Below are 24945 nucleotides of genomic sequence, written 5' to 3' on the forward strand. Positions count from 1 at the left end.
CAGGAACGGGTCGAGCCTTGGTCTGAATCGGTTTCGCAGATGCGGGGCCGGTCGGGTCGTCTGTGTTTTGCAAGTCCAAATTCGCAAATCCTTATTGATCAGTCCAACGAATGTTTCTAATGATATTCATCAAACTATCTTATAGGTTCCTCCCTCAAGGACTCTGGCTATGGCCGCACCGCTTGATATCGATCAATTGCAGACATTCGTCGCCATCGCCGATACGGGCAGCTTCACCAAGGCTGCCGATCGGGTGTTCAAGACCCAATCGGCGGTTTCGATGCAGATGCGCCGGCTGGAGGAGCGTATCGGCAAGCAGCTTTTCGCCAAGGACGGCCGCGGCAACCGGCTGACGAGCGAAGGCGACAGGCTCCTGAACTTCGCGCGGCGGATGATCCGGCTGAACAACGAGGCCGTCGCCTCCTTCGATGACAACCGGCTGGAAGGCACGTTGCGGATCGGCACGCCTGACGACTATGCCGATCGCTACATGCCGGAAATCATCGTGCGCTTTGCCAAAACCCATCCGAATGTCGAGCTTTACATCGTCTGCGAGCCCTCGGTGGATCTGGCCGACAAGATGGCCAAGGGCGATCTCGACATCGCACTGGTGACGCACAATCCGCGTGCCCGAGCATCCGACGTGGTGCGGACGGAGCCGCTTTGCTGGGTCAGTTCGATCAACCATCCGCTGCCGGAAAACGCACCGGTGCCGCTTGCCGTCGGCAGGCGCGATTGCCAGTGGCGGCAGGCGGCCTGTTCGGCGCTTGATGCCACCGGCCGCGAGTATCAGATTCTGTTCACCAGCTGGTCGTCGACGGTGGTCGCGGCGGCGGTGCTTGCCGGAATGGCGGTTTCCGTCCTGCCGGAATCGGCATTGCGGACGGGGATGAAGGTGCTGACCCAGGCGGACGGCTTTCCGGCACTGGCGCCGGTGCAGATCGGCATCATGAAGCGGCCGGGGCTTTCGCCCTCGCTGTCGAATGCCATCACCAATCACATCACCGCCTGCCTCGACAATATCACGCCGACCGCGGGCGCCGACGATCTCGATGGCGACATGAAGAATTTCCCGCGCTATCCACGGCTGCGGCAAAGCCACATGCTGCCCGGCTGGTAAACCTTGGCAATAAACGACAAAAAGGCCGGCCTCCCGAAGGAGGCGGCCTCTTTGCCTTCCCCAAATTGATACTCGGCCGAATATGAGGCCGTAACAGTTTGATGCAATATATTTAGGTCATAGTCCGTCCCGAAGGCCGGCATATATTTTATAGTCTAATTTAGGCCACGCCAAAAGACGGGCAGGTGCGCCATTTTTGGTTGCATCCCGGTTGCCAATAAAAAAGGCCGGGCGCCTTTACGAGCCCGGCCTCCATAAGATCAATTCCGACCTCTCCTATTCGGCCGCAAAGCTGACCGTGTCAGCCTCATAGCCGTGCTTTTCGCGAAGTGCCGCGCGGATGCCGGCTTCGTAATCGGCATGGACGAGCTTGAAATGGCCAAGCTGGCGCTCGACGATCTTGCCAGGCACGCCCCCCATCGTGGCTGCGATGTTCGAGCACAGCCGCGCCTTCTGCGCATCATCGAACAGGTTGAACAGGGCGCGCGGCTGGCTGTAGTCGTCATTGCCGTCGCGATGATTGAAGCGGGCCATGTCGCCGTCGATCCGAAGCGGCGGTTCCTGGGCTGCCGGCTGCTCGACCGGACCACCGAAGGAATTGGGCTCGTAATAGGCATCCGGATTGCCGGTGCGGATGCCGCCATAGGTGTTCATCTGGCCGTCGCGATGATAGTGATGAACCGGGCATTTCGGCTGGTTGACCGGGATATGCTCGTAATGCGTGCCGAGCCGGTGACGGTGCGCATCCGCATAGGAAAAGACGCGGGCCTGCAGCATCTTGTCAGGCGAGAAACCGATGCCGGGAACGATGTTCGACGGAGAGAAGGCCGCCGTCTCGATTTCGGCAAAGTAGTTTTCCGGATTGCGGTTGAGCTCCAGCACGCCGATCTCGATCGGCGGATATTCACCGTGCGGCCAGACCTTGGTGAGATCGAAGGGATTGTAGGCGGTGGTCTCGGCTTCCATTTCCGGCATGATCTGCACCTGGACGGTCCAGCGCGGATAATTGCCTTCCTCGATCGCGCCATAGAGCGCTTCCTGGTAGCTCTCGCGGGTCCTGCCGATGACCTGCTCGGCCTCTTCATTGGTATAGAATTTATGACCGTGCTGGGTCTTGAAGTGGAACTTGACCCAGTAGCGCTCGCCGGCATCGTTCCAGAACGAAAAAGTGTGCGAACCATAGCCGTTCATGTGGAGCGGCGTCGTCGGACAGCCACGGTCGGACATCAGGATGGTGATCTGGTGCAGGCTCTCAGGCGACAGCGACCAGAAGTCCCACATGGCAGTGGCCGAGCGCAGATTGGTCTTCGGGTGGCGCTTCTGCGTGTGGATGAAATCGGGGAATTTGTAGGGGTCGCGCACGAAGAAGACCGGCGTATTGTTGCCAACGAGATCCCAATTGCCTTCCTCGGTATAGAATTTCAGCGCAAAGCCGCGCACGTCGCGCTCGGCGTCGGCCGCGCCCTGCTCACCGGCGACGGTGGAGAAGCGGGCAAGCATCGGCGTTTCGGCGCCCGGCTGCAGAGCCTTGGCCTTGGTATACTTGGAGATATCGCCGGTAATCTTCAGCGTGCCATGGGCACCCCAGCCCTTGGCATGAACGGCGCGCTCGGGAATACGCTCGCGGTTCTGATGGGCCAGCTTCTCAAGCAACTGGTAGTCCTGCAGCATCACCCCGCCGCGCGGGCCGGCCGTCAGGGTGTTCTGGTTGTCGGGCAGGGGCGCGCCGGCCGTGGTGGTGATAATCGGGCGATCAGACATGAAATCTCCTCTTTCCTGTTTGCAAGCGGCCGATACGACCCATGAGGCGATCGGCCTGGCGCGATGGCGGATCACGGAGGGTTCTTCCCGTTTTCCTGCGCCAAAATGCTTCAACAAGGCTCTTGTCTCATTCCCCTTCGATAATTCCCAATTGTATTTGTTTTTATCTTTGATAAGATTTTCCTATCATGCTGACGATCCGACAAATGCGCTATTTCGACGCCCTGGCCACGGCTAGGCATTTCGGCCGCGCCGCCGAAATGGTCAGTATCAGCCAGCCTGCCCTTTCCGCGCAAATCGCCGAGATGGAGCGCCATTTCCAGGCGAGGCTGGTCGAGCGCAACCGCAACGGCGCGCTGCTGACGCCGTCGGGCGAAGCCCTGCTGCCGGATATCCGCGCCATTCTTCAATCCATCGATGCGCTGGAGGAGCGCGCCCGCCGCGTCAGCGGCGTTCTCGAGGGACGGCTTCGGCTCGGCATCATTCCGACCGTCGCGCCCTATCTGGTGCCAAGGCTGATTCCGATGCTGCGCCAGCGCTATCAGAAGCTGGACGTGGAACTGCGGGAATTAATGACCCCGGCCTGCATCGACGACGTCAAGCACGGGCGGCTGGACTGCGCCATTACCGCCTTGCCCCAGAACGATGAAAGCCTGCGGTCGCTGCATCTCTTCGAGGACCGCTTCCTGATCGCCAGCGCCGCCGATGAAAACACGGTGCTGGTCTCGCCGATGGCCGAGGCTCAGGTCGACATGGACCGGCTGCTGCTCCTGGAGGAAGGTCATTGCATGCGCGACCAGGCGCTGGCCGTCTGCGGCACCAGCGCCGGCCGCAGGGTCGCCAATTACGGCGCGACATCGATGGCAACCCTGTTGCAGATGGTCAGCCATGGCATGGGCATCACACTGATTCCGCAGATCGCGGTCAAGGATGAGCACACCCGCAACCGCATGCGCATCGTGCCCTTCACCGAGCCCCAGCCCTCTCGCCAGATCGGCCTGATCTGGCGCAACCGAAGCGGCCGTGACAACGACCATACGGCCCTGGCGGCGGTGATTTCGGACGCCGCGGCACCCTTGCTGGCGGAATAGGAAAAGGCCGCGTCGCCAAGGCCTTCACCACCATCTGCCGGGACACGCATCAATTCAGCAAGATGAGCCGACGCAGCCTCAAGCCAGCTTTTCCCTCAGGAAGGTCACCGTGCGCTCCCAGGCGAGGTCAGCGGCCTTCTTGTCATAGCGGGCAGCCGAGGTGTCGTTGTTGAAGGCATGGTTGACACCGTCATAGACATGGATGGTGGCATCCTTGCCATTGTCGCTCAGCGCCTTCTTGTAGGCTTCGATGCCGGCATTGATGCGCTCGTCGAGACCGGCATAGTGCAGGAGCAGCGCCGCCTTTATCCTGGGCACCTCCTCGGCCGGCACCTGCGCGCCGTAATAGGCGACGCCGGCCTTGAGGTGGGGCGAAGCGACGGCGAGCTTGTTGACCATGCCGCCGCCCCAGCAGAAGCCGATGGCGCCGACCTTGCCGGTCGTTGCGTCATGGCCGCCAAGGAAGGCGACCGTCGCCACCGCATTGTCGACCGTCTGCTTGCCATCGAGGGCGCCGATCATTTCGCGCGCCTTGTCCTCGTCGGCCGGGGTGCCGCCGGAAGGCGAGAGAAAATCCGGTGCCAGTGCCACGAAACCCTCGAGCGCCATGCGGCGAGCGACATCGCGGATATGCGGATTGAGGCCCCGGTTCTCATGAATGACGATGACGGCCGGCAACTTGCCCGTGGCATCGGCGGGGCGGACGAGATAGCCCTTCATTTCGCCGCCGGCGCCCGGATAGGTGATGTCCTCCGCCTTCACGCGGGTATCGGTCTCGGCGATGATCTCGGCCTGGGCGCTGTTGGCGGCGAGCAGCGGCGCGATCGCGGCGGCACTGGCGGCCGATCCCGTGAGAACCGTCAGCTTCTGCATGAAGCCGCGTCTATCGAGCGTCAGGTGGGTGTATTCATCATAGGCGTTGATCATCGCCTGGGTGATTTCCGGCTTGTCCATGATATCCTCCTCTGATCCAGATCTGTCCGGCTACCGAACCATGGCGCTTGGCTGTGTCCGGTCTCCGCTCCGCTTCATGCGGAGAAGGCGCGAGGAAAAGATGCCGCATGGCGGGCAGAAGGCAACGGCAAGCGCCGGTGTTGACGCAATCGTGATCCGACGCCGCAGATTTCTGGAGACTTTATCTATTGCATGTACCAGCCGTGGCTGACGACCAGCGACTGGCCGGTCAGGGCGTTGGTCTCGAAGCCGGCAAACAGGAGCGCCACCTCCGCCACGTCCTCTACCGTCGTGAACTCGGTATCGACCGTGCCCGACAGCATCATCTTGCGCACGACTTCCTCCTCGGAAATGCCGAGCGCCTTCGCCTGTTCCGGGATCTGCTTTTCCACCAGCGGCGTCTTGACGAAGCCCGGGCAGATGACATTGGCGCGCACCCCGTGCGGCCCGCCCTCCTTGGCGACGACGCGGGCAAGGCCGAGCAGGCCGTGCTTGGCGGTGACATAGGCCGATTTGAGCGGCGAAGCCTCATGCGAATGGACGGACCCCATATAGATGATGGCGCCGCCTTTCTGGGCCTTCATATGCGGCATGCAGGCCTTGGTCGTCAGGAACGCCCCGTCGAGATGGATCGACAGCATCTTCTTCCAGTCGGCAAAGGGAAAATCCTCGATCCTGTGGACGATCTGGATGCCGGCATTGGAGACCATCACATCCACCCTGCCCCATTTGCCGACGACCGCCGCAACGCCGGCATTGACCGCCTCCTCGGACGTCACGTCCATGGCAAGGCCTATCGCTTCTCCCGGTCCCTTCGCCGTCAGTTCGGCGGCGGTGGCCTCGGCCGCGTCGAGCCTCAGGTCGGCGATCGCCACAAAGGCGCCTTCCGCCACATAGCGCCTGGCGATCGCCAGGCCGATGCCGCTTGCCGAGCCGGTGACGATGCAGACCTTGCCCTTGAGTTTCATGAGGCTCACTCCCTATTGGGCCGCCGACCATGGGGCGTCAGCAGCCGGAAAGACCGGAATTTTCACGTGGCGCCCGCGACAGCGGCGAGGGCTTCACTAGGCGGCGATATGGACGGCGAACAGGACCCACAGCACCAGGTTGAAGACAAATCCCAGGCTGAAAAGGCGCTGGCGTACCATCAAGCGGTTCGAGGTGACGTGGACAAGGGCATGCAGATAGCGGCTGGCGACGAACAGCCAGGCGACGACCAATACGACATGGCTCACACCGTTGGTAAGATAAAGGAGAATGGAAACGAGAAAGAACAGCACCGGCAGTTCGAACTGGTTGATCAGGCTGCGGGCGACCGTGGCGCTCGGGGCGGGCTCAATCGTCGGTATCCTGTAATCCTGCGCCTTTGCAGTGCCGGCACGCACGGCGCCGAACCGGCGTCTCATCATCAGGAAATAGATGCCGTGGACGAGAGCGACCTGCGCGATGACCGGCCAGAAAATTGCAGTCGATTGCGGCATGTCGGCTCCGTTTCGATTCTTCGAATAATCTATAGCAACGGAAATCCGGAACAACCAAGGAGATCGGCTCCGCTTGATACCGTTTTTGCAAAATGGAGGATGATGGGTGATGCAAATTCGAGGGCGAAAGCAGCAGCGCCGTGCCAGCCGGCGCATCCGGGCGAATGGGCGCCCCGGGCTGTAGCAGGACACAGCCCCGTCCTTGATTTGGAGACGATGTCATGTGGGTCAAACCGCTTAACATCACTCTTACGATACGAAAAACCCGCACGAGCTGGACAATCGCCGTGCGGGTCACATTCGAAAAGTAAGTGAAACGGTGGCCGGAGTTACAGCTTCGGCCACCACTCCAATATATGCATTTCTTCACCCACTGACAAGTTTCCTACGAAGCGCCTGGATAGTTCGGGCTTTCGCGGGTGATCGTCACGTCATGGGCGTGGCTTTCGCGCAGGCCCGCTCCGGAGATGCGCACGAAGGTTGCGCGCTCCTGGAAATCCTTGATCGTCGCGCCGCCGACGTAGCCCATCGAGGCCTTGAGGCCGCCGGCCAGCTGGTGAAGCACACCGGAGACCGGCCCCTTGTAGGGCACCTGCCCCTCGATCCCTTCCGGCACCAGCTTCAGCGTGTCGCGCACTTCCGCCTGGAAATAGCGGTCGGCCGAGCCGCGCGCCATGGCGCCGACCGAACCCATGCCGCGATAGGCCTTGAACGAGCGCCCCTGATAGAGGAAGACCTCGCCCGGGCTCTCGTCGGTGCCGGCCAGCAGCGAGCCGATCATGCAGGCGGAGGCGCCGGCGGCGATCGCCTTGGCCAGGTCGCCGGAGAATTTTATGCCGCCATCGGCGATGACAGGGATATTGGCGGCCTGTGCCGCCTCGACAGCCGACATGATGGCCGCAAGCTGCGGCACGCCGACGCCTGCGACGATACGGGTGGTGCAGATCGACCCCGGGCCGATACCGACCTTGACGGCGTCGGCGCCGGCATCGATCAGCGCCTTGGTGCCGTCGCCGGTGGCGACATTGCCGGCCATGACGCGGACGGAATTCGACATGGTCTTGACCTTGGTCACGGCATCGAGAACGCGCTGCGAATGGCCGTGGGCGGTATCGACGACGATCAGATCGACGCCCGCCTCGATCAGCCGCTCGGCCCGTTCTATGCCGTCATCGCCGACGCTGATGGCGGCAGCGGCGCGAAGGCGCCCCTGCGCATCCTTGGAGGCATTGGGGTTGAGCTGCGACTTCTCGATGTCCTTGACGGTGATCAGCCCGACGCAGCGCCCGTCGCTGTCGGTCACCAGCAGTTTCTCGATGCGATGCGAATGGAGAAGGCGCTTGGCCTCCTGCTGATCGACATTTTCCGTGACCGTGATCAGATTGTCGCGCGTCATCAGTTCGTAGATCTTCTGGCTGGGATCGGAGGCGAAGCGCACATCGCGGTTGGTGAGAATGCCGACAAGCCGGCCCGGCACCGCGCCACCGGCATTCTCGACCACCGGAATGCCGGAGATGCTGTACATCTTCATCAGCGCCAGCGCGTCTGCCAGCGTCGCATCGGGGCCGATCGTCACCGGATTGACGACCATGCCGCTTTCGAATTTCTTCACCTGCCGCACCTGCTCGGCCTGCTCCGCCGGGCTCAGATTGCGATGGATGACGCCAATGCCGCCGGCCTGCGCCATGGCGATCGCCAGGCGTCCCTCGGTGACCGTATCCATGGCGGAGGAAAGGATCGGCAGGTTGAGATCGATATCCTGGGCAATGCGGGTGGCGATATTGGTCTGCCCCGGCATGACCTCGGAATGACCCGGTTGAAGGAGGACGTCGTCGAAGGTCAGAGCCTCCAGACCGGTTGCCGTTTCGATGATGCGAGCCATGGCCAATCCCTTCAATAGATGAAACGCCCGCGGCAGTCCTTGGAACGGTCCGGCGGGAGACTTGCAAGAATTTCTTGGAAGTTGGCGAGGGCTGGTAACACGGATATGACCGCATGGAAATAGCAAATGGCCGGCGATCTCGCGGGCTTCGCGAGATTCTTGCCGCACTGCGGCATCGCGCCCACGGTCAGCGGATCATGTCCGGATTTTTCGGCCGGACAACAGCTCAACGGGCGCGCCGCTCGCTGTATCCTATTCCGGCCGCTCGCAAACCGCCGACAGCTTGTTGCCATCGGGATCGCGGACATAGGCTGCGTAGAAATGGGCGTGGAACGGCCGCAAACCCGGCGCTCCCTCGTCGCTACCGCCATGTGCCAGCGCCGCCGCGTGGAAGGCATCGACCTCGGCCCGGTTTTCGGCGGCAAGCGCGACCATCGACCCATTGCCGATCGTCGCGACACGGCCGTCATGCGGCGTGACGACCCACAGCCGGCAGCGGCTGTCGTTTTCCGCGCCATAGCCGATCTCGACATCATCCTGCCTGCGGCGGACAAGCCCGAGCGGCGCCAGCGCGGCATCGTAGAAAATCCGGGCCCGGGCAAGATCGTTACTGCCAAGCGTTACATAGAGAAGCACGATCAATCCGCCTCGGCCGTATCGCGTTCATCGATCACATCACGCTCGTCGAGTTCGGCTTCCCGATCATAAAGCGACCGGGCTCCGGGCTTGCGGCCCTTGAAGCCCTTGGCAAGCAGGAACATTTCGACCGATTCGGCCCGCGAGGCCGCCGGCTTCACATGGATGACCTGCTTGAAATTCTGCTTGAGGAGCGTCAGCAGCTCGCGCTCGGCGCCACCCTGGAATGTCTTGGCAAGGAAATGGCCGCCTTCGGCAAGCACGTCGATGGCGAAATAGGCAGCAACCTCGCACAGATGCATGGTGCGGATATGATCCGTCTGGCGGTGGCCGGTCGTGGGCGCGGCCATGTCGGACAAGACCAGATCCGGGGCGCCGCCAAGCGCCGTCATCAGCTTTTCCGGCGCCGACGGATCGAGGAAATCCAGCTTCAGGATATGGACGCCGGCCAGGGGATCGAGATCGAGAAAGTCGATCGCCACCACCCGTGGATCGCCATCGGTCGAATTCGTCACCTTGGCGGCGATCTGCGACCAGCTGCCGGGTGCGGCGCCAAGATCGATGATGCGACGGGCGCCGGAGAGGATCTTGTGCTTCTCGTCGATCTCGAGAAGCTTGAAGGCCGCGCGGGCACGGTAGCCCTCGAGCTGGGCACGCTGCACATAGGGATCGTTGATATGCCGCTCGATCCAGCGCCGCGACGAGGCCTTCAGCTTGCCCTTCTTGACCTTCTGGCCGAGCTTGCGCCCGGTGCGGTTTCCGCCGATCGGAGGTTTGGTCATGGCATTTGTCCTTCGTGGGAGGCGCGCGGATGCCGGCGGGCGCGACCGCGCCGCCAGACGCCGTCATCGGCCATCATGTCGGTGAGCAGGCCCTCGCGCAGGCCGCGATCGGCAACGCGCATGCGCTGCGACGGCCAGCGGCGGCGGATGGCCTCGAGAATGGCACAGCCGGCCAGCACCAGATCGGCGCGGTCCGGACCGATGCAGGGATTGGCGGCGCGCGCGGTAAAATCCCAGGACAGGAGGCGCGCCTGCATGGCCGAGACCTCGTCGTCGGAAAGCCAGAGCCCATCGACCTTGCGCCGGTCATAGCGCGGCAGGTCGAGATGCACGCCGGCAAGCGTGGTCACCGTTCCCGAGGTGCCGATCAGGTGAAAATCATCGTGATCGCCCAGACCGTGGACCTGCGGGCAGTCGAATTTCGCCAGCATACCCTCAACCTCGACGACCATCGTCTCGAAACTCTGAGGTGTAACATGCTCGCCGCCATGCCGCTCCGAGAGGGTCACCACGCCGACGGGCAGCGACGTCCAATGGGTGATGTGATTGGCAAGCCGGCTGGAGCGGTTTTCGCCGATCCGGATGACGGCGATTTCGGAGGATCCGCCGCCGATATCGAAGAGCACTACCGATTTCGTGTCGCGACCGACCAGCGACGAACAGCCCGACACGGCAAGGCGCGCCTCGGTCTCGCGGCTGATGATCTCCAGTTCGAGCCCGGTTTCGGACAGGACGCGCTCCAGAAATGCTTCGCCGTTTTCAGCAGCACGGGTCGCCTCGGTGGCAATCAGCCGGGTCTTGCGGATATCGCGGGTCTTCAGCTTCGCGGCACAGACCTTCAAGGCCTCGACCGACCTGTCCATCGCCTCGGCCGACAGCCGGCCGGAGGCGCCGAGCCCCTCGCCCAGCCGCACGATGCGCGAAAAGGCATCGACGACGCGAAACTGGCCGGGGCGGGTCGGCTGGGCAACCAGAAGCCGGCAATTGTTGGTGCCGAGATCGAGCGCTGCATAGAGCGGCGCCTGCGGCTCGAAGCCGTGCGAGGCACCATGTCCACTGCCACGCCGGTCGTCATGGGCAGGATTGCGGCCCGGCCGCTCACTCCATCGTGTATCTGGCCACCGAGTATCTGGCGACCGCGTATCGGGCGACCGGTTATCAGGCGAGGTTGGCTGTGGTTTTGCCACGAGATCGGCAGAGGGGCGCGGCTTGCCGCTCACGGCCAGCGGACGCCCCTGCAGGCCGCGGCGCTGCCGCTGCTTCCTGCTGCGTTTCTGGCCGGAGCCATCGAGATTTGGGGAAACGGCCTGCGGCTTGGTACCGGCAGTCTCGCCTGGCCGTTCTGACGCAGTAGCCACCGGCGCCTGGCCCGATCGTGCCCGGCGCCGACGCTTGCGTTTGCGGACCGGTTCGCCGGTCGGGTCTTTCAGTTCGGGACGCCCTGCTTCTCCGCCATTGGCGGAGGAACTGGCATTCGCAGAGACGATGCGCGACGGTTTTGCCCGCCTGCGCTTGCCCTTGCCGGAACGGGACGGTGACTGTCCTTCCCTGCGGTCTGCTGCCGACGCCCCGGAAACGGACGGCTCTTCGCCGCTGTCGGGGTCTCTCACGTGTCTGTCCATTGCGCCGCGCGGAACAATCGCCGCTCGAGGCGCTCTCTTGATTTTCGTTGGGCAGACTTTACCAGCGCCGCCCCGTTTCGCCAAATTCTTTTTGCGGGCGGTCACGGCCGGCAAACACAAGGCCATGGGAAGGGTGCCGTCGGATCGCGGCGACAAACCACGCCCTGCCTCCATGGCCGCGCCTGAGCCGCCTGCCAATACGGAAATTACCCGACCAGATGCATTTTTTGCCAAAATCTATTTGCATCCGCCAATCTTTTGTTTATAAGCCCGGCTCACCGGCTGGGCATTGCCCTCGCAGCTTGGGGAATAGGTTAACGGTAGACCCACGGACTCTGACTCCGTTAGTCCTGGTTCGAATCCAGGTTCCCCAGCCAAGCGAAATTCAGGCCCCCCAATGGGCCCTTTCAGCAAAAGCGCATCACCGTTAAAAGACCTAGATTATGATGGCTTAATCGTCAATTTTAGACTCTTTCCGTTGCAGCATGATTCTCCCATACTGCTTTCGATCGCATAATTGCTGGCTGGGGATCCCGCTCTGTGTGCGGCGCTTCATGCCCAAAGCGGGCAGGACAACTCGAATTCCCCAAAGCATTCCAGACGTGCCATGTTCCTCACTCTCCCGCTTTGCCCTCGTCTATTGCGAAAAATGCCACGACGCCGACTATGCCAATAAAGGCGATGAGCATGAGCGAGTAACTTACGCCAATGCCAACCATGGCAACCGCGAACGCAAAAGGCGCTGTCGCGGACACGATCAGCCTTGCCGCCATCACCTTGCCCTGAAGACGCCCGTATCCTTCGCTTCCGAACAGCGATAGCGGCAGTGTCCCCGATACGATGCTGAAGAGGCCGTTACCACATCCGAAAAGAACGGCGAACGCCATCGCTCCGAGCATGGATGGCGCAGTGACCGTCAAGAGGGCAACGGCAAGGGCCATCAGGGACGCCGAGATCGCGGCCAGCGTCAGCGGTCGGATGTCACGTCCGAGGAGCATGTTGATCAGGCGGCTACCGACCTGCGCGGGGCCGAAGAGTGTGCCGACCAACGCTGCTGCGGCCCCGAGACCCAGACTGGATAATAGCGGCACCATGTGGACGAGAACGGCCGATCCCACGAGGGCTTGTAACGAGAAGCCGACCACCATGAAGACGAATCCGGATCGCCGCCGCTCCGGCGGGAGGGATCCGGCGGCTCCGCTGGTTTCCCCAGTTCCTTCTCGCCGCCGCACCTTTCCGCCCGAAAAGGCGAACCGGACATGGATCGGCAGGCAGACGAGCGCGTTCAGCCCGGCGAACACGAGATAGACCTGCTGCCACGACATAAGGGCATGGAGCGCGGAGGTGGCTGGCCAGAAGATCGTCGAGGCGAAGCCGGCGATCAGGGTGAGGTATGTTATGCTTTTCTGGGCGACGTTCGGCGCGATTTGGACGAGGAGCGCGAAGGCAGCGCCGTACTGGACGAAGTTCGCCGCCACCTCGACGACGATCAGAGCCGCCACGAATGTCGGGCGATTAGGCGACAGGGCGCAGGCGACCAGTGCCAGTGCCGACACCAGCGATCCGCCCGTCATGACGCGCCCCGCACCGAACCGGTCGATCCATCTGCCGAGCGACGGCGAAACAAGACCGCCGATCAAGAGCGCCACTGACAGCGCGCCGAACATCCACTCGACCGACAGGCCGAAATCCCGCGCCATGTCCGGCGCAAGGATCGAGAACGAGTAGTAGAGGGTGCCGTATCCAATGATCTGCGTAACACCGAGACCAAGGATGGCTCCGATTGGCAACCGGTCGTCGCTCATATGGATTTCAGAGCCGTCCGCTTCTCGAGTTCGGGTGCGCGCTCCTTGCGCTCACTGTAGCGGTCGGTCAGGTAAACCGAGGCGCCCCGGGTGAGCAGGGTGAATTTCACCAGTTCCTCGCAGACGTCCACCACGCGGTCGTAGTACGAAGACGGCTTCATCCGCCCGTCGCCATCGAACTGCTCATAGGCCCTGGCGACTGACGACTGGTTCGGAATCGTGATCATCCGCATCCACCGGCCGAGTATCCGGAGTTGGTTCACGGCGTTGAACGACTGGCTGCCGCCGGATACTTCCATGACCGCCAAGGTCTTCCCCTGCGTCGGCCGCACCGATCCGATCGAGAGCGGAATCCAGTCGATCTGGGACTTCATGATCCCGGTCATCGCGCCGTGGCGCTCAGGACTTATCCAGACCTGGCCTTCCGACCAGGCAGACAGCTCTCGTAGCTCCTGCACCTTGGGATGGTCGACGGGTGACCCGTCGGGCAATGGCAATCCTCGCGGATCGAAGACACGGACCTCGCATCCGAAATGTTCGAGAAGGCGACGGGATTCGTGCGCGAGAAGGCGGCTGTAGGAAACCTCCCTGAGCGATCCGTACAGGATCAGTATGCGCGGCCTGTGCATCGAGATCGGCGGACGGAGCGCTTCGAGATCGGGCATGCGAAGATGTGCGGCAACGGCTGCGGGCATATCAGGCAAGGCGCTTTCCCTCCGCATCGATGACCTGCTCGCCGTCTTCTTTCGCGAACGGCCCCTTGTGCGTGTCGGGGAGGATATCGAGGACAAGTTCCGACGGCCTGCTGAGCCGCGTCCCCATCGGAGAGACGACGAGCGGACGGTTGATGAGGATCGGGTCCTTCAACATCGCGTCGATGAGTTGATCGTCGGTGAGGGCCGGATCGTCCAGCCCGAGTTCGGCGAAAGGCGTCCCTTTCTCCCGGATCACCTGACGGACGGTCAAACCAGCGTCGGCGATCAACTTGACCAGTTCGGCGCGCGAAGGCGGCGTCTTGAGATATTCGATGACAACCGGCTCGATCCCGGCGTTGCGGATCAGTTCCAGTGTGTTGCGGGAGGTCCCGCATGCGGGGTTGTGATAGATCGTGACGTCCATGGTCATGGGGCGGTTTCCTTCTCCGTGAGGATGTGAGTATTGCGGGCGTCCATCAGCAACCACCCCGCCAGCATCATCGCCAGCAATGCACCTACGACTTCGGCGACGACAAAACCCGGCACATCGATCGGGCGGATGCCTGAAAAAGTGTGGGTCAACGATCGGGCGATGGCGACGGCGGGATTTGCAAACGACGTGGAAGCGGTGAACCAATAAGCCGCGGTGATATAGAGGCCGACCAACCCTGCCACGGCATCTGCGCGGAACCGCAACGCCGCGAGGATGACGAAGACCAGGCCGAAAGTCGCAGTGACTTCCGCGAACCATTGCGGACCGCCGGTGCGCGGTGTTTCCGAAACCTGCAGCAGCGGCAGTTCGAACATGGCATGTGCGAGCATCGTGCCGCAGATGCCGCCGACGACCTGTGCGGCGATATAGGCCGGAAAGCTGGAGGCCGATAGCTTGCGGCGAAGCGCGAAGACCAGTGAAACGACCGGATTGAAATGAGCGCCAGAAATCGGGCCCAGAATGGTGATCAAAACGACCAGGATTGCCCCGGTTGCCAACGTATTGCCCAGCAACGCCAGCGCCGTATCATTCGTCAGCCTGTCGGCCATAGTGCCTGATCCGACCACGGTCGCGACCAGCAACAATGTGCCCAACGCTTCAGCGACCAGCCGTCGGGGTAGCGGAAATTCGGCACTCATTCCGGCAGCCTCCGCGCCATCAAGATGGCGGAGGCAGGACACAGGCTTGCCGCCTGCCGCGTCGCCAGAATGGCCACCGGCGCTTCATCGTGGGCGATCGGGTAGAAACCGAGCTTCGCAAAGAACGGAGCGGCGGTTTCCGTCAACAGACAAGCGGCAAGATCGAGGTTCATGCTAAGCCAATCTCCGCGGAGTTGAACCTTCCAGTGTGCAGCAGGCGGCAACCTCTACTGCCGGCGCGCAAATCTCGGGATGGCCGGAGCAGCAGTCTTCCATCAGAAAGCGTACAAGGCCGCCGAGCGCATCGTAATTGGCGGTGTAGATGATCGAGCGCGATTCCCGTTGCTGAGCTATGAGGCCGGCGCGGTCCAGTTCCTTCAGATGAAAAGATATGTTGGATGGTGATACGCCGAGCTTTTCCGCAATCGAGCCTGCCGCCATGCCATCGGTTCCGGCCACAACGAGCATGCGGACGATCTGAAGACGGGTTTCCTGGGAGAGCGCTCCGAATGACGCGAGGGCTTGACGTTGGTCCATTATTCAATAATCCTTGAAATGTTGAAACAAGGATTACCTCAAATGAATGCGATCGACAAGTCCATGTCTTCAGATATTAGCCTTGGTCTGCTGCTAGAGGCTCTGGCGGCATCTCCCCACCTGCCCCTTGTGTTCCACTACGATGGGCGATCGGTGAAACCGGGTTACCATGTGACCGAAGTCAAGGCCGGGCAGTTCTCGGCGCTGGACTGCGGCGCGAACCCGGAAGCCTGGCCGGAGATTTTCGTGCAACTCTGGGACGTCGAGGAAGAAGGCCGCACGCACATGCCAGCGAGCAAGTTTGCAGCCATCATCAAGAAAGTGACCGAGCACGTTCGGCTCGATGGATCCGCCAAGCTCACCTTCGAGGTCAGCGACGGCATCCGGCCGATGCAGCTTTATTGCGCGTCGTCACCTTCGATCAGGGACGGCACGATCCATGTCGAACTGCTCGCGCGTGCCGCGAGTTGCAAGCCACGTGATCGATGGCTGGCAGAGCAAGCTCATACGGCGGCTTGTTGTGCGCCGACGACGGCAAGCTGCTGCGGATAGTTTGCCTATGTCCAGTTCGGGCAAGAGCGGAAATTATTACCGCTCAACCCCGCTTGTTGATTGAGGCCCAAAGCCAGGCACGAAGAGGGCATCCAGTCATGCCGGGTCCCGTTTTGGCGTCATTGGCGATCCGATGCTCAGAGGGCTTGAAACCGGAGATCATCGATGGCCGGCAAAGGTCGTCAACGTCATCACCATCCGCCACAGTCGGGGGCAGCTAAATTGCTGCGGCCTCGATCCGGTCCGTATGGCGCCTGCCCTTTCATGCTCAGAGATTCGCTGCGGCGATCGCCTCGTTGTGTTTCGCCAGTGCCTGCTGGGCGGCGGCGGCAACGTCGGCGTTTCGCTCGCCTCCCGCGACCTGCACCGTCGGGAAGGCGGGCTTGATGCCGGCGTCGTGGAACGCCCTGTTGATCATCATCAGCGCGCGCCGCTTGAGGGTGAATTGCTCGCCGGGGATGGTGGTGAACTTCATGCGTAGAATCAGGCCTGAATCCCCCATGCTGTCGATGCCCTGCATCTTCAGCGGCTGGATGGTTATCGGCGCGAGTTCCGGATCGACCAGCAGTTCCTGTCCGATTTTCTTGATGATCTTGCGCGCCTTGTCCACGTCTGTGTCGTAGCCGACGGTAATTGTCAGCTTCTCGACGACCCAGTCCCGGCTGAGGTTCTGGACGGCGCCGAGCTCACTGAACGGCACGATGTAGACCGCTCCGCGATGATGGCGCAGCTTCACGGATCGCAGGCTGAACGATTCGACCGTTCCCTTGTAGCTGCCGCTCGATACGTACTCGCCGACCCGGAAGGCATCGTCGAGCAGGTAGAACATGCCGCTGATAATATCCTTCACCACGGTCTGTGCGCCGAAGCCGATCGCAACCCCGACAACCCCTGCCCCGGCAATCAACGGTGCGATCTCGATGCCCATCGCCGACAGGGCCATCATGATGGCGACCGCGACGAACAGGATCATCAGCACGTTTTTCAGGATGGGCAGCAGGGTGCGGATGCGCGCGCGCCGGCGTTCGCGGTCGCTTCCGGCCTCGTGGGCCAGTTCCGTCTCGACCAGCTTGCTGTCGATGAGTACCTTGACGACATTCCAGATCAGGTCGATCACCAAGAGGATGATGCCTGCGCTCAATGCCCCGCGCATCAACCGAAGCGGCACCGAATCCTGACTGGTAATGCCTCTCAGATTTATGTCGAGCACATTGGCCACCAGAACGATGGCTCCGACGATAAGCGCGGCCCGGATGCCCCGCTCGATCATGACGGACGCGACGCTTGGTCGGGTCTGAACGACGGCGACGACTTCGGAACCGCTGCCGGTTTCAGCCACGGGGGCATCACTGTCATCGACAATATCGACAATATCGACAGGCGCGTCATCCTCTGCGGCCTCGCTGACAACTATGTTTGTCTTGAGCAGGTTGTCGACGGACGCCCGTGTCAGGGCGATTGCACCCGGCAGTGCGGCTGCAACGACGGCGATCCAGAATGGCTTCATCATTCCGGCCACCCAGAGGAGCCACAGAGAGACGGAATAGACTGTCCAGAGCCATGTGCGGGTGCGAACACCGATGCGGGTGAAGCGCCCCGTCGGCTCCACCGCGTAGGAAGGCACCGGCGTGTTCCACGCGGCCTCGAGGCCGAGAATGAGAAGAATGAGCCCAAGCGCGTAGGCCGCGACCTGACGGCAATTGTCCGAAAAGCCGAGCGTGGCCATCAGGTGGACGGTCACGACGCCGAAGGCGTACCAGCCGACGATGTATCCGAGCCGCTTCGCCCAATGCGCGGCCGCCTCATCGCCGACCGGAACGACCCGGAAGCGCACGGTGTTTCCCGGGCCAACCGATCCGGATGGCGCAAGCAGGAAGTCGAACGTGACGCGCGCAAGCCGGAAGATGACCACGGCGAAGAGGTAGACGACGACGGTTTCGCGAACCAATGGCGGCCATTCGAAGACGAGGAAGAGGCCGATGCTTCCCAAGGCGAAGGCCAGGACGTAGCAGGTCGCCCAGAGCAGCCTGACGGAGATCGCAACGAGCTTGTCGCGTGGGGTCATGACCTGAAGCGAGGCGATCCAGGCGCGCCAGCCGCGGCTGGCCCACCAGAACAACCATTGCGCCGCCAATCCGGCCGCCACGAAGGCGAGCACGAAGAAAATGGGGCGTGCACTTCCACTGATGTCCAGCTCGGCTTGCAGCACGGCGGCGGCCTTTGCTGCTTCGGCCGGAAACTCCCGAAGTCCGTCGAGAAGTCGCGCCGCTTGCGCACGGAATGTCGTGGCGAACCCGGCATAGGAAGCCGGTTCATCGACGGAGACCGATGGATTGGGCGCAGCCGCGGGCTTCACGCTCAGAAGCCATGCCTTCACCTGCGGGTCCGCGGCCAGATCGAGGAATTGCTGGACTTTCTCCGCCTGGGCGGGTTCCGGAGGGGCGGCCTGGGCGAATGCCGATTGCTGGGTAGCATTTATTCCGAGGACAAGGAAAAAGGCGAAGATTGCCATGCGGGCGAGGACAGCAATCGGGTAGGAAGCCAACATTTGCACTACTTTCTGCAATTCGCGGAATCTGGGGGTTTGCATTCCGTCAGAGGCTTCCGCCGTGACGCGTTCGAGGGGCCGAGTGCACCAAGCTGGTCCGAATAATTGTTGCGGGTATCGGCGTCCACAACAGCCACCGGGGCCGCCAGGATCAGCCCGGCGGCATTGCCGGCCGCGGCCGCCGCGCCCGTCGTTGCGGCGAGTATCTTGTCGCCGAAGCCAACGCGGCTGTCCGTCAACGTCTGGCCGTCCGAGATGCGCGCACCGATGAGACGGACGATCTCGGGCGATTCGGCGAATTTGCCGTGGTTGAGCCTGTCGCCCGCCTTCACCTTGGTCAGGTCAATGACCTGGATTTCCGCGTCCGCGAGTTCCTGCTTGTAAGGCTCCGTTTCCGGATCGATGGAGCCCAGGCGCGCGACATCGCCCCAGACGCGGCGTGAGACGGCCAATGCCTTGTCGTCACGCGAGACGAACAGGGTAAACTGCGGATGAGGGTCGCCCATATCGACGATCTGCGAGCGGAAGACATCGACATCGACGTCTGGAGCCGCAAGCATCACGTTTTTAAACTTGGCCGGGAGCTTGCCATTGCGGATTGCCATCTGCCGGAGCGCTTCCAGCGTCAGCCAGTTGCCCATCGAATGCGCCAGGATCGAGACTTCCTTCACCTCGCGGTCGTCGGCGAGATACTGGAACAGGTTCTCAAGCGCGTTGCGGGTGTAGTTGGTGCTTTCGCGATCATATCCATAGGCGAGCAGGCTCCCGCGCGACGGCCAGGTGACGAGGATCGGCGCACTGTGGACGCGCGAATCGCGGACAATCTGGGCGAAGCGGTACACGCTGTCTTCGAATTTCGTGTTGAAGCCATGGATGAACACCAGCGCGCTTCCATCCGGCGTTTTCCTGACGGATGCGCTGAGCCAGGCCTTGGCGGCATCGATGTCGATCATTTCGGCCTTGAGTGCCGCAAAATCCGTAGCCGGATCCGGGGGAAGCTTTTTCGGCCATGACACTTCGCCGATCTTGCGGACATCGTCGGCAGGCACGGAAACCGTGATGCTGGCGAAATTCGGCGCCCGCGCCCGCTCACCCGTGAACATCTCACCGGGAACGGCCGATTGGCTCCTGGTGGTCGTAATCAGCATGTCCACCTTGTGAGACTGCGGCGCACTGTCCGCGACCGGCGTCAGCACATCCTTCACGTGGCCACCACATCCGCACAACAGGACCAGCAGTCCGCAGAGCACCATCCGATGCAGCATCGACCTGGCGGACACCTCCTTTGCCCCGATGACTTGAATTTCATCTTTCATTGGCATGCCACCCGTTTATCCGGCATCTGTTCCGGACACATATTTCACGGTCGTTCGATGCATGCCTGCTGGTGCAGCAACGGCGATATCCGGGCTGCCAAAAGCGACTGAACATCGAACCACAGTTGCACCTGCGAGACAGCCCATTGTCGGACCGGCAGCGATCGGCCTACCCACCCCCAATATCCGCCCCCACTGAGCCATGGCCCCTCTTGCGCACATTCAAAAATTCGTCCTGCGACGCCGCATTGCGCTGCCGCGGTATGCTCCGATGGAGATGAGGCCGTCGGCGCCGATCACATGGGCGCACTATGCAGACGCGGGGTCGCGGCCGGGAGTATGTTACTGTAACCTACATGGCGAATGGTGCAGGAAAAGACCGACGTCGGTTTCCAGGCTACCGATCCGCCGAGGCCGTGAGAGAGTGGGCATCGACAGGTATGTTCACCCCGGACTTGCGCAATCCCGCTGCCAGCCGTTCAAGATCCTTCGGCTGCATATTGTGGGAGCGCATTTCAGCGAAGAAATCGGGAACGACGTCCGGACGCATACCGACGAAGATGCCGCCTTCCCTCCTGGCGTCGTCCATCAACCCCGCTTGCGCATAGATGATGGCGGCAACCCCGTGGAAAAGCGGAAATTTCTGCAGGTCGGCCTGCCGGATCAAGGCAACGGCGGCCTGATTGTCGCCAAGCATATGCGCTGCCAAGGCGCGGGTTCCACGATAGAAACCGCCTCCGCCCGGATTATATGCAATGGCCTTGTCGAGAAGAGATGCACCCCGTTGCCACTGCCCCATGACCGCCAGGCGCGCTCCAAACTCGCCCATCAGTTCCGTGTCGTTGGGATTTTTCGCTAAGGCCTGTTCGCCGACGCGGACTGCCTCCGCGGCCTCCTGGTTGAAGAACAGCGCGGTCATCTGCGCCTGCAGTGCGCGGGTGTTGTCCGGTTCGATCAGTATCGCCTTTCGAGCTGCCTGCAGCGCCCGGCCGATGGAAGGGGGACTGCCCTCAATCCGATTGAACCCGTATCGATCCTCGTCGAGATAGATCATCGACAACATTGCCCATGCGGTGGCGTATGCGGGATAGTTCGCGACCGCATCCTCCAGGCAGCTTCGTACGATCGCGTGGGCTTTGGGGCTGAGTTCCGTGCGATAGGTATAGAATTTGAGCGTGCATTCGTAGGCGCCAAGGTCCTCGGGAGGGGGCCTGGATGCGTCCGCCTGGGCCATGATGCCATAGGGTTGCGCTATGGCCATCGCAACCCGGTTCGCGACGTCGGTCTGCACGGGAAACAGATCATGGAGCCGGACATCGTCGTCATAGGTCTGGGACCACAGGATCCCGCCGTCGCGCGTATCGACCAGACGGGCGCTCACCCTCATCCGCTGGCCCGAGACCCTCACGCCTCCCATGAGAAGATAGCCTGCGCCGAGCCGTTCGCGGATCTCTGCCACGTCGATGTCGGGTGCAAGAGCCGTCGAGGTCTCGCGGCCGAAGACCTTGATCTCCTTGAACCGCGGCAACGTCGTCATCAACTCCTCGGTGAGGCCCGCCGCATAGAGCTTCGCGTCCGGGCCTCCCAGGTCGGCGAAAGGTGCTACAATCACGGTCGGCTCATCAGGGTGAATATTTTTCGAAGCGGAGCTCATCCATATCGCGCTGCCAAGACCAGCAACCACCACGACTGCGGCAGCGGTTGCCGCCAGTGCTAATCGCCCCCGTGCCGGCTTTTGAGGAATGGCGGCGGGAACGAAGCGCTTCGTGTCGGGTTCGCATTCGGCGGGCGGCGGCATGATGCGGGAGAAGACCGGGATGTAGCCGCCCTTGGGAACATCGATCCGAACGGGGTCGTTCTGCCCGGCAATCAGATAATAGCGCTCCAGCGCGCGCCGCAAGCGTCCGGCTTCGATCCGGACGACGGGATCCTCCTGGGTAAAACGCCGGTCCCGCCTGAAGACTTCAAGCGCGATGGCGTAACCCTTGATGCGATCCGCCCGGCCAGCAAGGGATTCTTCGATGATATAGGTGAGGAAGGCTGCCCCCCGGCCCACGGTCGGAAACTCGGAGCTCGTAAGGATCCGTTCGAGCTGCGCGCGGATTTCCTCCGGGCACGGCGACTGGCGGCTCTCGACAGCATTGGAAGTCCGCATGGTCCGCCCCCCTTGCATCGGAGAACCCAGCAGAGCCTGTATGTTACCGTAACATACTCCCCATGGGTGCCTCGATGCGTCACACTATGGCTTGCAACTGCATATTCCGGAACACGCTACTGGTGTAATCTTTTAGCAGAAGGAAATCAACTATATGGGTGAGGACGCTAACGCCGCCATACGCCGTTTTCCAGACCGCAGCCGCGCGATAAGCGATCTCTTTGCCCGCGATGAAGGCTTCCGCGACATGTGCACCGATTTCGCAACCGCCGAAGCCGAGTTGCAGCGCTGGCGGGCGTCAGAAGATCCGAGACGGGAGCGACGGATCGACGAATATCTGGTCCTCGTCGAAGACCTGGCTGTGGAAATCGCAAACACCCTCGATGCAACCTCTTTCGCGCCCTTTTCAAAATGATGACCCTTATTCCTCGCGAAAAGGCATGGCGAGGAAATCCCATATCGAAGTCGATCGTTCGATCGGTGAAACAATTGCCAGTTTCTTCGTGCTGGGTGGTGGTTTCCGGGACGAGTTTCGCGCATTGTTCATTCGCGACAGCCGTGTCGCCCCGGTTTCAGTAGAATAGGACGTGACATTGACTTCCGATCAGCTTCCAACCGAGCCCTCCCCTGAAACGCCGCCTGCAAATCCATTGCGAAGGGTCGCAGTGGTCATCACGCTGCTTGCAGTCGTGTTGTTCGTGCTCTCCGTCTTCATGGAGCGCCGGACGCCTTCGACCTCGCAGGCACATGTCCAAGCCTACGTCGTCGGAATTGCATCGGAAGTGGCGGGGCGCGTCATCGAGGTCAACGTTACGGACAACTCCTTGGTCGAGCCCGAGCAGGTGCTCTTCCGCATCGACCCGACCCGCTACGAGATCGCAGTGGCGGAGGCAGAGGCGACGCTTGCCCGCGTCGGGCAGACAATCGGTGCATCGACGGCGCAGGTCGATGCGGTGCAGGCCCGTCTTGTCGAGGCGCAGGCGAACCGCGACAATGCCAGCGAACAGATGGGCCGCGTCTCCGAACTCACCAAACGCGGCGTCTATGCCGAGGTGAAGCTCGACGAGGCCACACTGGTGTTCGAGCAGGCAGAGGCGGCGGTGAAGGGCGCCGAAGCCGACCTGCTTGCCGCACAGGAGGATCTCGGTCCGGCGGGCAATGACAATCCACAATTGAAGGAGGCGCTTGCTGCCCTTGAGCGTGCGCAGCTCGATCTGCTGCGCACGACCGTACGGGCACCCTCCGGCGGCGTGGTGACCAATCTCCAGCTTTCCATCGGCAAGGTGGTCAGTGTCGGACAGTCGGCCATGACCTTCATCGATGCCGGCACGGTCTGGATCGCCGCGGCGTTCAAGGAAAACAGCCTCGAAAACGTGGCGGTCGGCAACCGGGCGGAAATCCTGTTCGATGCCCTGCCCGGCAAGCTGTTTCCAGCCACGGTCGAGAGCGTCGGCTTCGGCATATCGCAGAATGACACCGATCCGAACACGGGCCTTCCCAAGATCCGGAACGACAGCGGCTGGGTCCAGGAGGCACAGCGATTTCCCGTCCGCCTGACGCTCGATGACGGGCGCCCGAAAGGCGTGCGTTATGGATCCCAGGTTACGGCCGTTATCTATACCGGAGACAATCCGGTGACGAATGCATGGGGAGCGCTGCGGATCCGCATCATGGCGTTGCTCACCTATGTCAATTGAGCTCCAGGCCGGAGTGCAAAAGAGAAAGGGACTGCGGGTAGCCCTCGCAGTCTCTGCGCTGTTCGTGATCTCGGTAGCCTCCGGCGCGCTGGTGCCATTCCTCGGCCCGCTCTTCGCCGCTCAGTTCCTGCTTTCCGGTTCGCAGTCCATGACACTGGGCAAGGCCATCGCCATGGGCCTGTTCGTCCTGGTCGCCGGCGTCGTGATGATGATGCTGACCTCATGGTTCGGCGATCGCCCAACGACATTCCTGCTGCTGTTGGGCTTGATCTACTTTTCCTGCTTCGTCGCCCAGACGGCCGGATTGGGTGGAGCCAAAATCTTTCTCCTCCTCGTGGTCGCGGTGATGGTGCCTCTGCTTGGTATCCTCAACGAGGAACTGGCGGCCTCCATCCTGTCGATCCTCGTCGGCGGGGTGCTGGGCGGGGCGGCGGTCACCTGGCTCGCCTATCTCGTCATTCCCGAACCCCATCTTGCCGAAGAGGCAGTGCCCCCTACCGGCACGGCGGGGCCGGACTATCTGCGGGCACTGGCCAACGCGGCAATCCTGCTTCTGATCGTTGCGATCTGCCTGACCAGCCACAACCTGACATCCGCGGTCGTCATACCGGTCACCGTGGCATCACTGCTCGGACAGATCGATATCGGGCAGAGCGGCCGTGCCTCGATCGGCCTGATGGTCGTCAACCTGTTTGGCGGTATCCTTGCCTCCGTCGGCTATGCAGTCTTAGGCCTGCGGCCGAACCTTTTCTGGATGTTCGTTATCGTGCTCGTCATCTGCCTTGTGCTCGGCGGTCGCGCCGCAGCACAGTCATCCCACGCCAAGGTCTACGGCGGCGCGCTGACGATCTTCCTCATCCTGTTCGGGTTGGGTGTCTCTCCCCTGCCCGGCAGCGCGGCTGAATCGTTCTCGACCCGAATTCTGTTCGTCATGATCGCGATCGGTTACACCTTGCTGATGACCGCCCTCCTGTGGCGGCCACGGCCAGCCACAGCCGCGATGTCCTGATTTTGGCAATACGGCGATGACGGGACGGCTGCGAGATCACTCTGGTAATCTTCCGGGAAATCTGCGAAAGCCTGTCGTCCGCAAGGACCGGGCGCGGCTGCTATTGGTTTTAGAATAGGGCCGGGCGGGTTGATTGACGTCTCTCCTGCTGCCACGAAACAACGTGGCCGT

The 24945-nt window shown here is 62.0% G+C and carries 23 protein-coding genes, 1 tRNA gene and 1 pseudogene; 8 read left to right on the forward strand and 17 right to left on the reverse strand.

All coding sequences use genetic code 11. The annotated features are described in order from the left end of the window. Nucleotides 1–169 precede the first annotated feature (169 nt). The gene (locus tag ASD31_RS11075) at nucleotides 170–1120 is read left to right on the forward strand and encodes a LysR substrate-binding domain-containing protein (RefSeq protein ID WP_056332874.1); all 951 of its coding nucleotides are present in this window, start codon (nucleotides 170–172) and stop codon (nucleotides 1118–1120) included. 276 nt (nucleotides 1121–1396) lie between these two features. Here ASD31_RS11075 and katA read toward each other — a convergent pair whose 3' ends face one another. Continuing rightward, entirely contained in the window at nucleotides 1397–2881 is a 1485-nt protein-coding gene (gene katA, locus ASD31_RS11080; protein ID WP_056332878.1) for a catalase KatA, read from the reverse strand. Between the two features lie 188 nt (nucleotides 2882–3069). Between katA and ASD31_RS11085 the strand changes: the two genes are divergently transcribed. Beyond that, entirely contained in the window at nucleotides 3070–3972 is a 903-nt protein-coding gene (locus ASD31_RS11085) for a hydrogen peroxide-inducible genes activator (protein WP_056332881.1), read from the forward strand. Between the two features lie 78 nt (nucleotides 3973–4050). Here ASD31_RS11085 and ASD31_RS11090 read toward each other — a convergent pair whose 3' ends face one another. The 7 genes from ASD31_RS11090 to ASD31_RS11125 all read right to left on the reverse strand — a co-directional run bounded on the left by ASD31_RS11090 (nucleotide 4051) and on the right by ASD31_RS11125 (nucleotide 11317). Then, complete coding sequence (locus tag ASD31_RS11090; protein WP_056332884.1) at nucleotides 4051–4926, reverse strand: dienelactone hydrolase family protein; 876 nt, start codon at nucleotides 4924–4926, stop codon at nucleotides 4051–4053. A gap of 185 nt (nucleotides 4927–5111) precedes the next feature. Continuing rightward, nucleotides 5112–5894: a 3-hydroxybutyrate dehydrogenase gene (locus ASD31_RS11095; RefSeq protein WP_056332886.1), complete on the reverse strand. Its 783-nt coding sequence runs from the start codon at nucleotides 5892–5894 to the stop codon at nucleotides 5112–5114. 96 nt (nucleotides 5895–5990) lie between these two features. Next, the gene (locus tag ASD31_RS11100) at nucleotides 5991–6407 is read right to left on the reverse strand and encodes an MAPEG family protein (RefSeq protein WP_056332890.1); all 417 of its coding nucleotides are present in this window, start codon (nucleotides 6405–6407) and stop codon (nucleotides 5991–5993) included. Nucleotides 6408–6792: 385 nt separating this feature from the next. Then, nucleotides 6793–8289, reverse strand: a complete 1497-nt coding sequence (gene guaB / locus ASD31_RS11105) for an IMP dehydrogenase (protein ID WP_056332893.1) — start codon at nucleotides 8287–8289, stop codon at nucleotides 6793–6795. 252 nt (nucleotides 8290–8541) lie between these two features. After that, nucleotides 8542–8925, reverse strand: coding sequence for a VOC family protein (locus ASD31_RS11115; protein ID WP_056333255.1), 384 nt, complete (start codon nucleotides 8923–8925; stop codon nucleotides 8542–8544). A gap of 2 nt (nucleotides 8926–8927) precedes the next feature. Beyond that, nucleotides 8928–9707, reverse strand: a complete 780-nt coding sequence (locus tag ASD31_RS11120) for an RlmE family RNA methyltransferase (protein ID WP_056332897.1) — start codon at nucleotides 9705–9707, stop codon at nucleotides 8928–8930. Continuing rightward, nucleotides 9704–11317 carry a Ppx/GppA phosphatase family protein gene (locus ASD31_RS11125; protein ID WP_056332899.1) on the reverse strand — a complete coding sequence of 538 codons (1614 nt, stop codon included), beginning with the start codon at nucleotides 11315–11317 and terminating at the stop codon, nucleotides 9704–9706. Before ASD31_RS11125 ends, ASD31_RS11120 begins: the two co-directional genes overlap by 4 nt. 315 nt (nucleotides 11318–11632) lie before the next feature. Between ASD31_RS11125 and ASD31_RS11130 the strand changes: the two genes are divergently transcribed. Then, nucleotides 11633–11706: transfer RNA gene (locus ASD31_RS11130), tRNA-Gln, on the forward strand. 237 nt (nucleotides 11707–11943) lie between these two features. On the opposite strand, the gene arsK is transcribed toward ASD31_RS11130, so the two are convergent. The 6 genes and pseudogenes from arsK to ASD31_RS11160 all read right to left on the reverse strand — a co-directional run bounded on the left by arsK (nucleotide 11944) and on the right by ASD31_RS11160 (nucleotide 15497). Beyond that, on the reverse strand, nucleotides 11944–13134 hold the full coding sequence (gene arsK, locus ASD31_RS11135; protein WP_056332902.1) for an arsenite efflux MFS transporter ArsK: 1191 nt from the start codon (nucleotides 13132–13134) through the stop codon (nucleotides 11944–11946). After that, entirely contained in the window at nucleotides 13131–13856 is a 726-nt protein-coding gene (arsH, locus tag ASD31_RS11140) for an arsenical resistance protein ArsH (RefSeq protein ID WP_056332904.1), read from the reverse strand. Before arsH ends, arsK begins: the two co-directional genes overlap by 4 nt. Further along, a complete protein-coding gene (arsC, locus tag ASD31_RS11145; protein WP_056332907.1) occupies nucleotides 13831–14259 on the reverse strand; it encodes an arsenate reductase (glutaredoxin) in 429 nt (142 codons plus the stop codon). The genes arsH and arsC overlap by 26 nt, the downstream gene beginning before the upstream one ends. Then, nucleotides 14256–14960, reverse strand: a complete 705-nt coding sequence (locus ASD31_RS11150) for an MIP/aquaporin family protein (protein WP_056332910.1) — start codon at nucleotides 14958–14960, stop codon at nucleotides 14256–14258. Before ASD31_RS11150 ends, arsC begins: the two co-directional genes overlap by 4 nt. Further along, nucleotides 14957–15118 (reverse strand): annotated as a pseudogene (locus ASD31_RS11155) (GNAT family N-acetyltransferase); the annotation flags it as partial. The pseudogene ASD31_RS11155 and the gene ASD31_RS11150, both read right to left, overlap by 4 nt. Before the next feature lie 16 nt (nucleotides 15119–15134). Then, the gene (locus ASD31_RS11160; protein WP_056332912.1) at nucleotides 15135–15497 is read right to left on the reverse strand and encodes an ArsR/SmtB family transcription factor; all 363 of its coding nucleotides are present in this window, start codon (nucleotides 15495–15497) and stop codon (nucleotides 15135–15137) included. 42 nt (nucleotides 15498–15539) lie between these two features. On the opposite strand from ASD31_RS11160, the gene ASD31_RS11165 reads away from it, so the two are divergent. Then, nucleotides 15540–16049 (forward strand): DUF6428 family protein, encoded by a 510-nt coding sequence (locus ASD31_RS11165; protein WP_056332915.1) that lies wholly within the window; start codon nucleotides 15540–15542, stop codon nucleotides 16047–16049. Between the two features lie 268 nt (nucleotides 16050–16317). On the opposite strand, the gene ASD31_RS11170 is transcribed toward ASD31_RS11165, so the two are convergent. From ASD31_RS11170 to ASD31_RS11180, 3 genes are all read right to left on the reverse strand, one after another. Further along, nucleotides 16318–18561: a mechanosensitive ion channel family protein gene (locus ASD31_RS11170; RefSeq protein WP_156392611.1), complete on the reverse strand. Its 2244-nt coding sequence runs from the start codon at nucleotides 18559–18561 to the stop codon at nucleotides 16318–16320. Between the two features lie 41 nt (nucleotides 18562–18602). Further along, the gene (locus tag ASD31_RS11175) at nucleotides 18603–19862 is read right to left on the reverse strand and encodes an alpha/beta hydrolase (RefSeq protein WP_056333258.1); all 1260 of its coding nucleotides are present in this window, start codon (nucleotides 19860–19862) and stop codon (nucleotides 18603–18605) included. Nucleotides 19863–20310: 448 nt separating this feature from the next. Next, nucleotides 20311–22068: an adenylate cyclase gene (locus ASD31_RS11180; RefSeq protein WP_244483813.1), complete on the reverse strand. Its 1758-nt coding sequence runs from the start codon at nucleotides 22066–22068 to the stop codon at nucleotides 20311–20313. A 154-nt stretch (nucleotides 22069–22222) separates the two neighbouring features. Here ASD31_RS11180 and ASD31_RS11185 point away from each other — a divergent pair, with 154 nt between their 5' ends. From ASD31_RS11185 to ASD31_RS11195, 4 genes are all read left to right on the forward strand, one after another. Next, on the forward strand, nucleotides 22223–22483 hold the full coding sequence (locus tag ASD31_RS11185) for a hypothetical protein (protein ID WP_056332923.1): 261 nt from the start codon (nucleotides 22223–22225) through the stop codon (nucleotides 22481–22483). A gap of 25 nt (nucleotides 22484–22508) precedes the next feature. Beyond that, the gene (locus tag ASD31_RS25925; RefSeq protein ID WP_156392592.1) at nucleotides 22509–22652 is read left to right on the forward strand and encodes a hypothetical protein; all 144 of its coding nucleotides are present in this window, start codon (nucleotides 22509–22511) and stop codon (nucleotides 22650–22652) included. Nucleotides 22653–22733: 81 nt separating this feature from the next. Then, on the forward strand, nucleotides 22734–23765 hold the full coding sequence (locus ASD31_RS11190; protein WP_244483814.1) for an HlyD family secretion protein: 1032 nt from the start codon (nucleotides 22734–22736) through the stop codon (nucleotides 23763–23765). Beyond that, a complete protein-coding gene (locus ASD31_RS11195; protein ID WP_056332928.1) occupies nucleotides 23755–24774 on the forward strand; it encodes a DUF2955 domain-containing protein in 1020 nt (339 codons plus the stop codon). Before ASD31_RS11190 ends, ASD31_RS11195 begins: the two co-directional genes overlap by 11 nt. Nucleotides 24775–24945 lie beyond the last annotated feature (171 nt).

The organism is Rhizobium sp. Root482, from assembly GCF_001426565.1.
In the GTDB taxonomy this organism is placed as follows: domain Bacteria; phylum Pseudomonadota; class Alphaproteobacteria; order Rhizobiales; family Rhizobiaceae; genus Pararhizobium.

Excerpts from the sequence above, each read along its gene's own strand:
- ASD31_RS25925 (WP_156392592.1), top strand. The coding sequence starts at position 22,509 with ATGGCGAGGAAATCCCATATCGAAGTCGATCGTTCGATCGGTGAAACA.
- guaB (WP_056332893.1), bottom strand. The coding sequence starts at position 8,289 with ATGGCTCGCATCATCGAAACGGCAACCGGTCTGGAGGCTCTGACCTTC.
- ASD31_RS11095 (WP_056332886.1), bottom strand. The coding sequence starts at position 5,894 with ATGAAACTCAAGGGCAAGGTCTGCATCGTCACCGGCTCGGCAAGCGGC.
- ASD31_RS11075 (WP_056332874.1), top strand. The coding sequence starts at position 170 with ATGGCCGCACCGCTTGATATCGATCAATTGCAGACATTCGTCGCCATC.
- ASD31_RS11160 (WP_056332912.1), bottom strand. The coding sequence starts at position 15,497 with ATGGACCAACGTCAAGCCCTCGCGTCATTCGGAGCGCTCTCCCAGGAA.
- ASD31_RS11085 (WP_056332881.1), top strand. The coding sequence starts at position 3,070 with ATGCTGACGATCCGACAAATGCGCTATTTCGACGCCCTGGCCACGGCT.
- arsK (WP_056332902.1), bottom strand. The coding sequence starts at position 13,134 with ATGAGCGACGACCGGTTGCCAATCGGAGCCATCCTTGGTCTCGGTGTT.
- ASD31_RS11150 (WP_056332910.1), bottom strand. The coding sequence starts at position 14,960 with ATGAGTGCCGAATTTCCGCTACCCCGACGGCTGGTCGCTGAAGCGTTG.
- ASD31_RS11090 (WP_056332884.1), bottom strand. The coding sequence starts at position 4,926 with ATGGACAAGCCGGAAATCACCCAGGCGATGATCAACGCCTATGATGAA.
- ASD31_RS11100 (WP_056332890.1), bottom strand. The coding sequence starts at position 6,407 with ATGCCGCAATCGACTGCAATTTTCTGGCCGGTCATCGCGCAGGTCGCT.
- arsH (WP_056332904.1), bottom strand. The coding sequence starts at position 13,856 with ATGCGGAGGGAAAGCGCCTTGCCTGATATGCCCGCAGCCGTTGCCGCA.
- katA (WP_056332878.1), bottom strand. The coding sequence starts at position 2,881 with ATGTCTGATCGCCCGATTATCACCACCACGGCCGGCGCGCCCCTGCCC.
- ASD31_RS11165 (WP_056332915.1), top strand. The coding sequence starts at position 15,540 with ATGAATGCGATCGACAAGTCCATGTCTTCAGATATTAGCCTTGGTCTG.
- ASD31_RS11180 (WP_244483813.1), bottom strand. The coding sequence starts at position 22,068 with ATGCGGACTTCCAATGCTGTCGAGAGCCGCCAGTCGCCGTGCCCGGAG.
- ASD31_RS11195 (WP_056332928.1), top strand. The coding sequence starts at position 23,755 with ATGTCAATTGAGCTCCAGGCCGGAGTGCAAAAGAGAAAGGGACTGCGG.
- ASD31_RS11120 (WP_056332897.1), bottom strand. The coding sequence starts at position 9,707 with ATGACCAAACCTCCGATCGGCGGAAACCGCACCGGGCGCAAGCTCGGC.
- ASD31_RS11170 (WP_156392611.1), bottom strand. The coding sequence starts at position 18,561 with ATGGCAATCTTCGCCTTTTTCCTTGTCCTCGGAATAAATGCTACCCAG.
- arsC (WP_056332907.1), bottom strand. The coding sequence starts at position 14,259 with ATGACCATGGACGTCACGATCTATCACAACCCCGCATGCGGGACCTCC.
- ASD31_RS11185 (WP_056332923.1), top strand. The coding sequence starts at position 22,223 with ATGGGTGAGGACGCTAACGCCGCCATACGCCGTTTTCCAGACCGCAGC.
- ASD31_RS11175 (WP_056333258.1), bottom strand. The coding sequence starts at position 19,862 with ATGCTGCATCGGATGGTGCTCTGCGGACTGCTGGTCCTGTTGTGCGGA.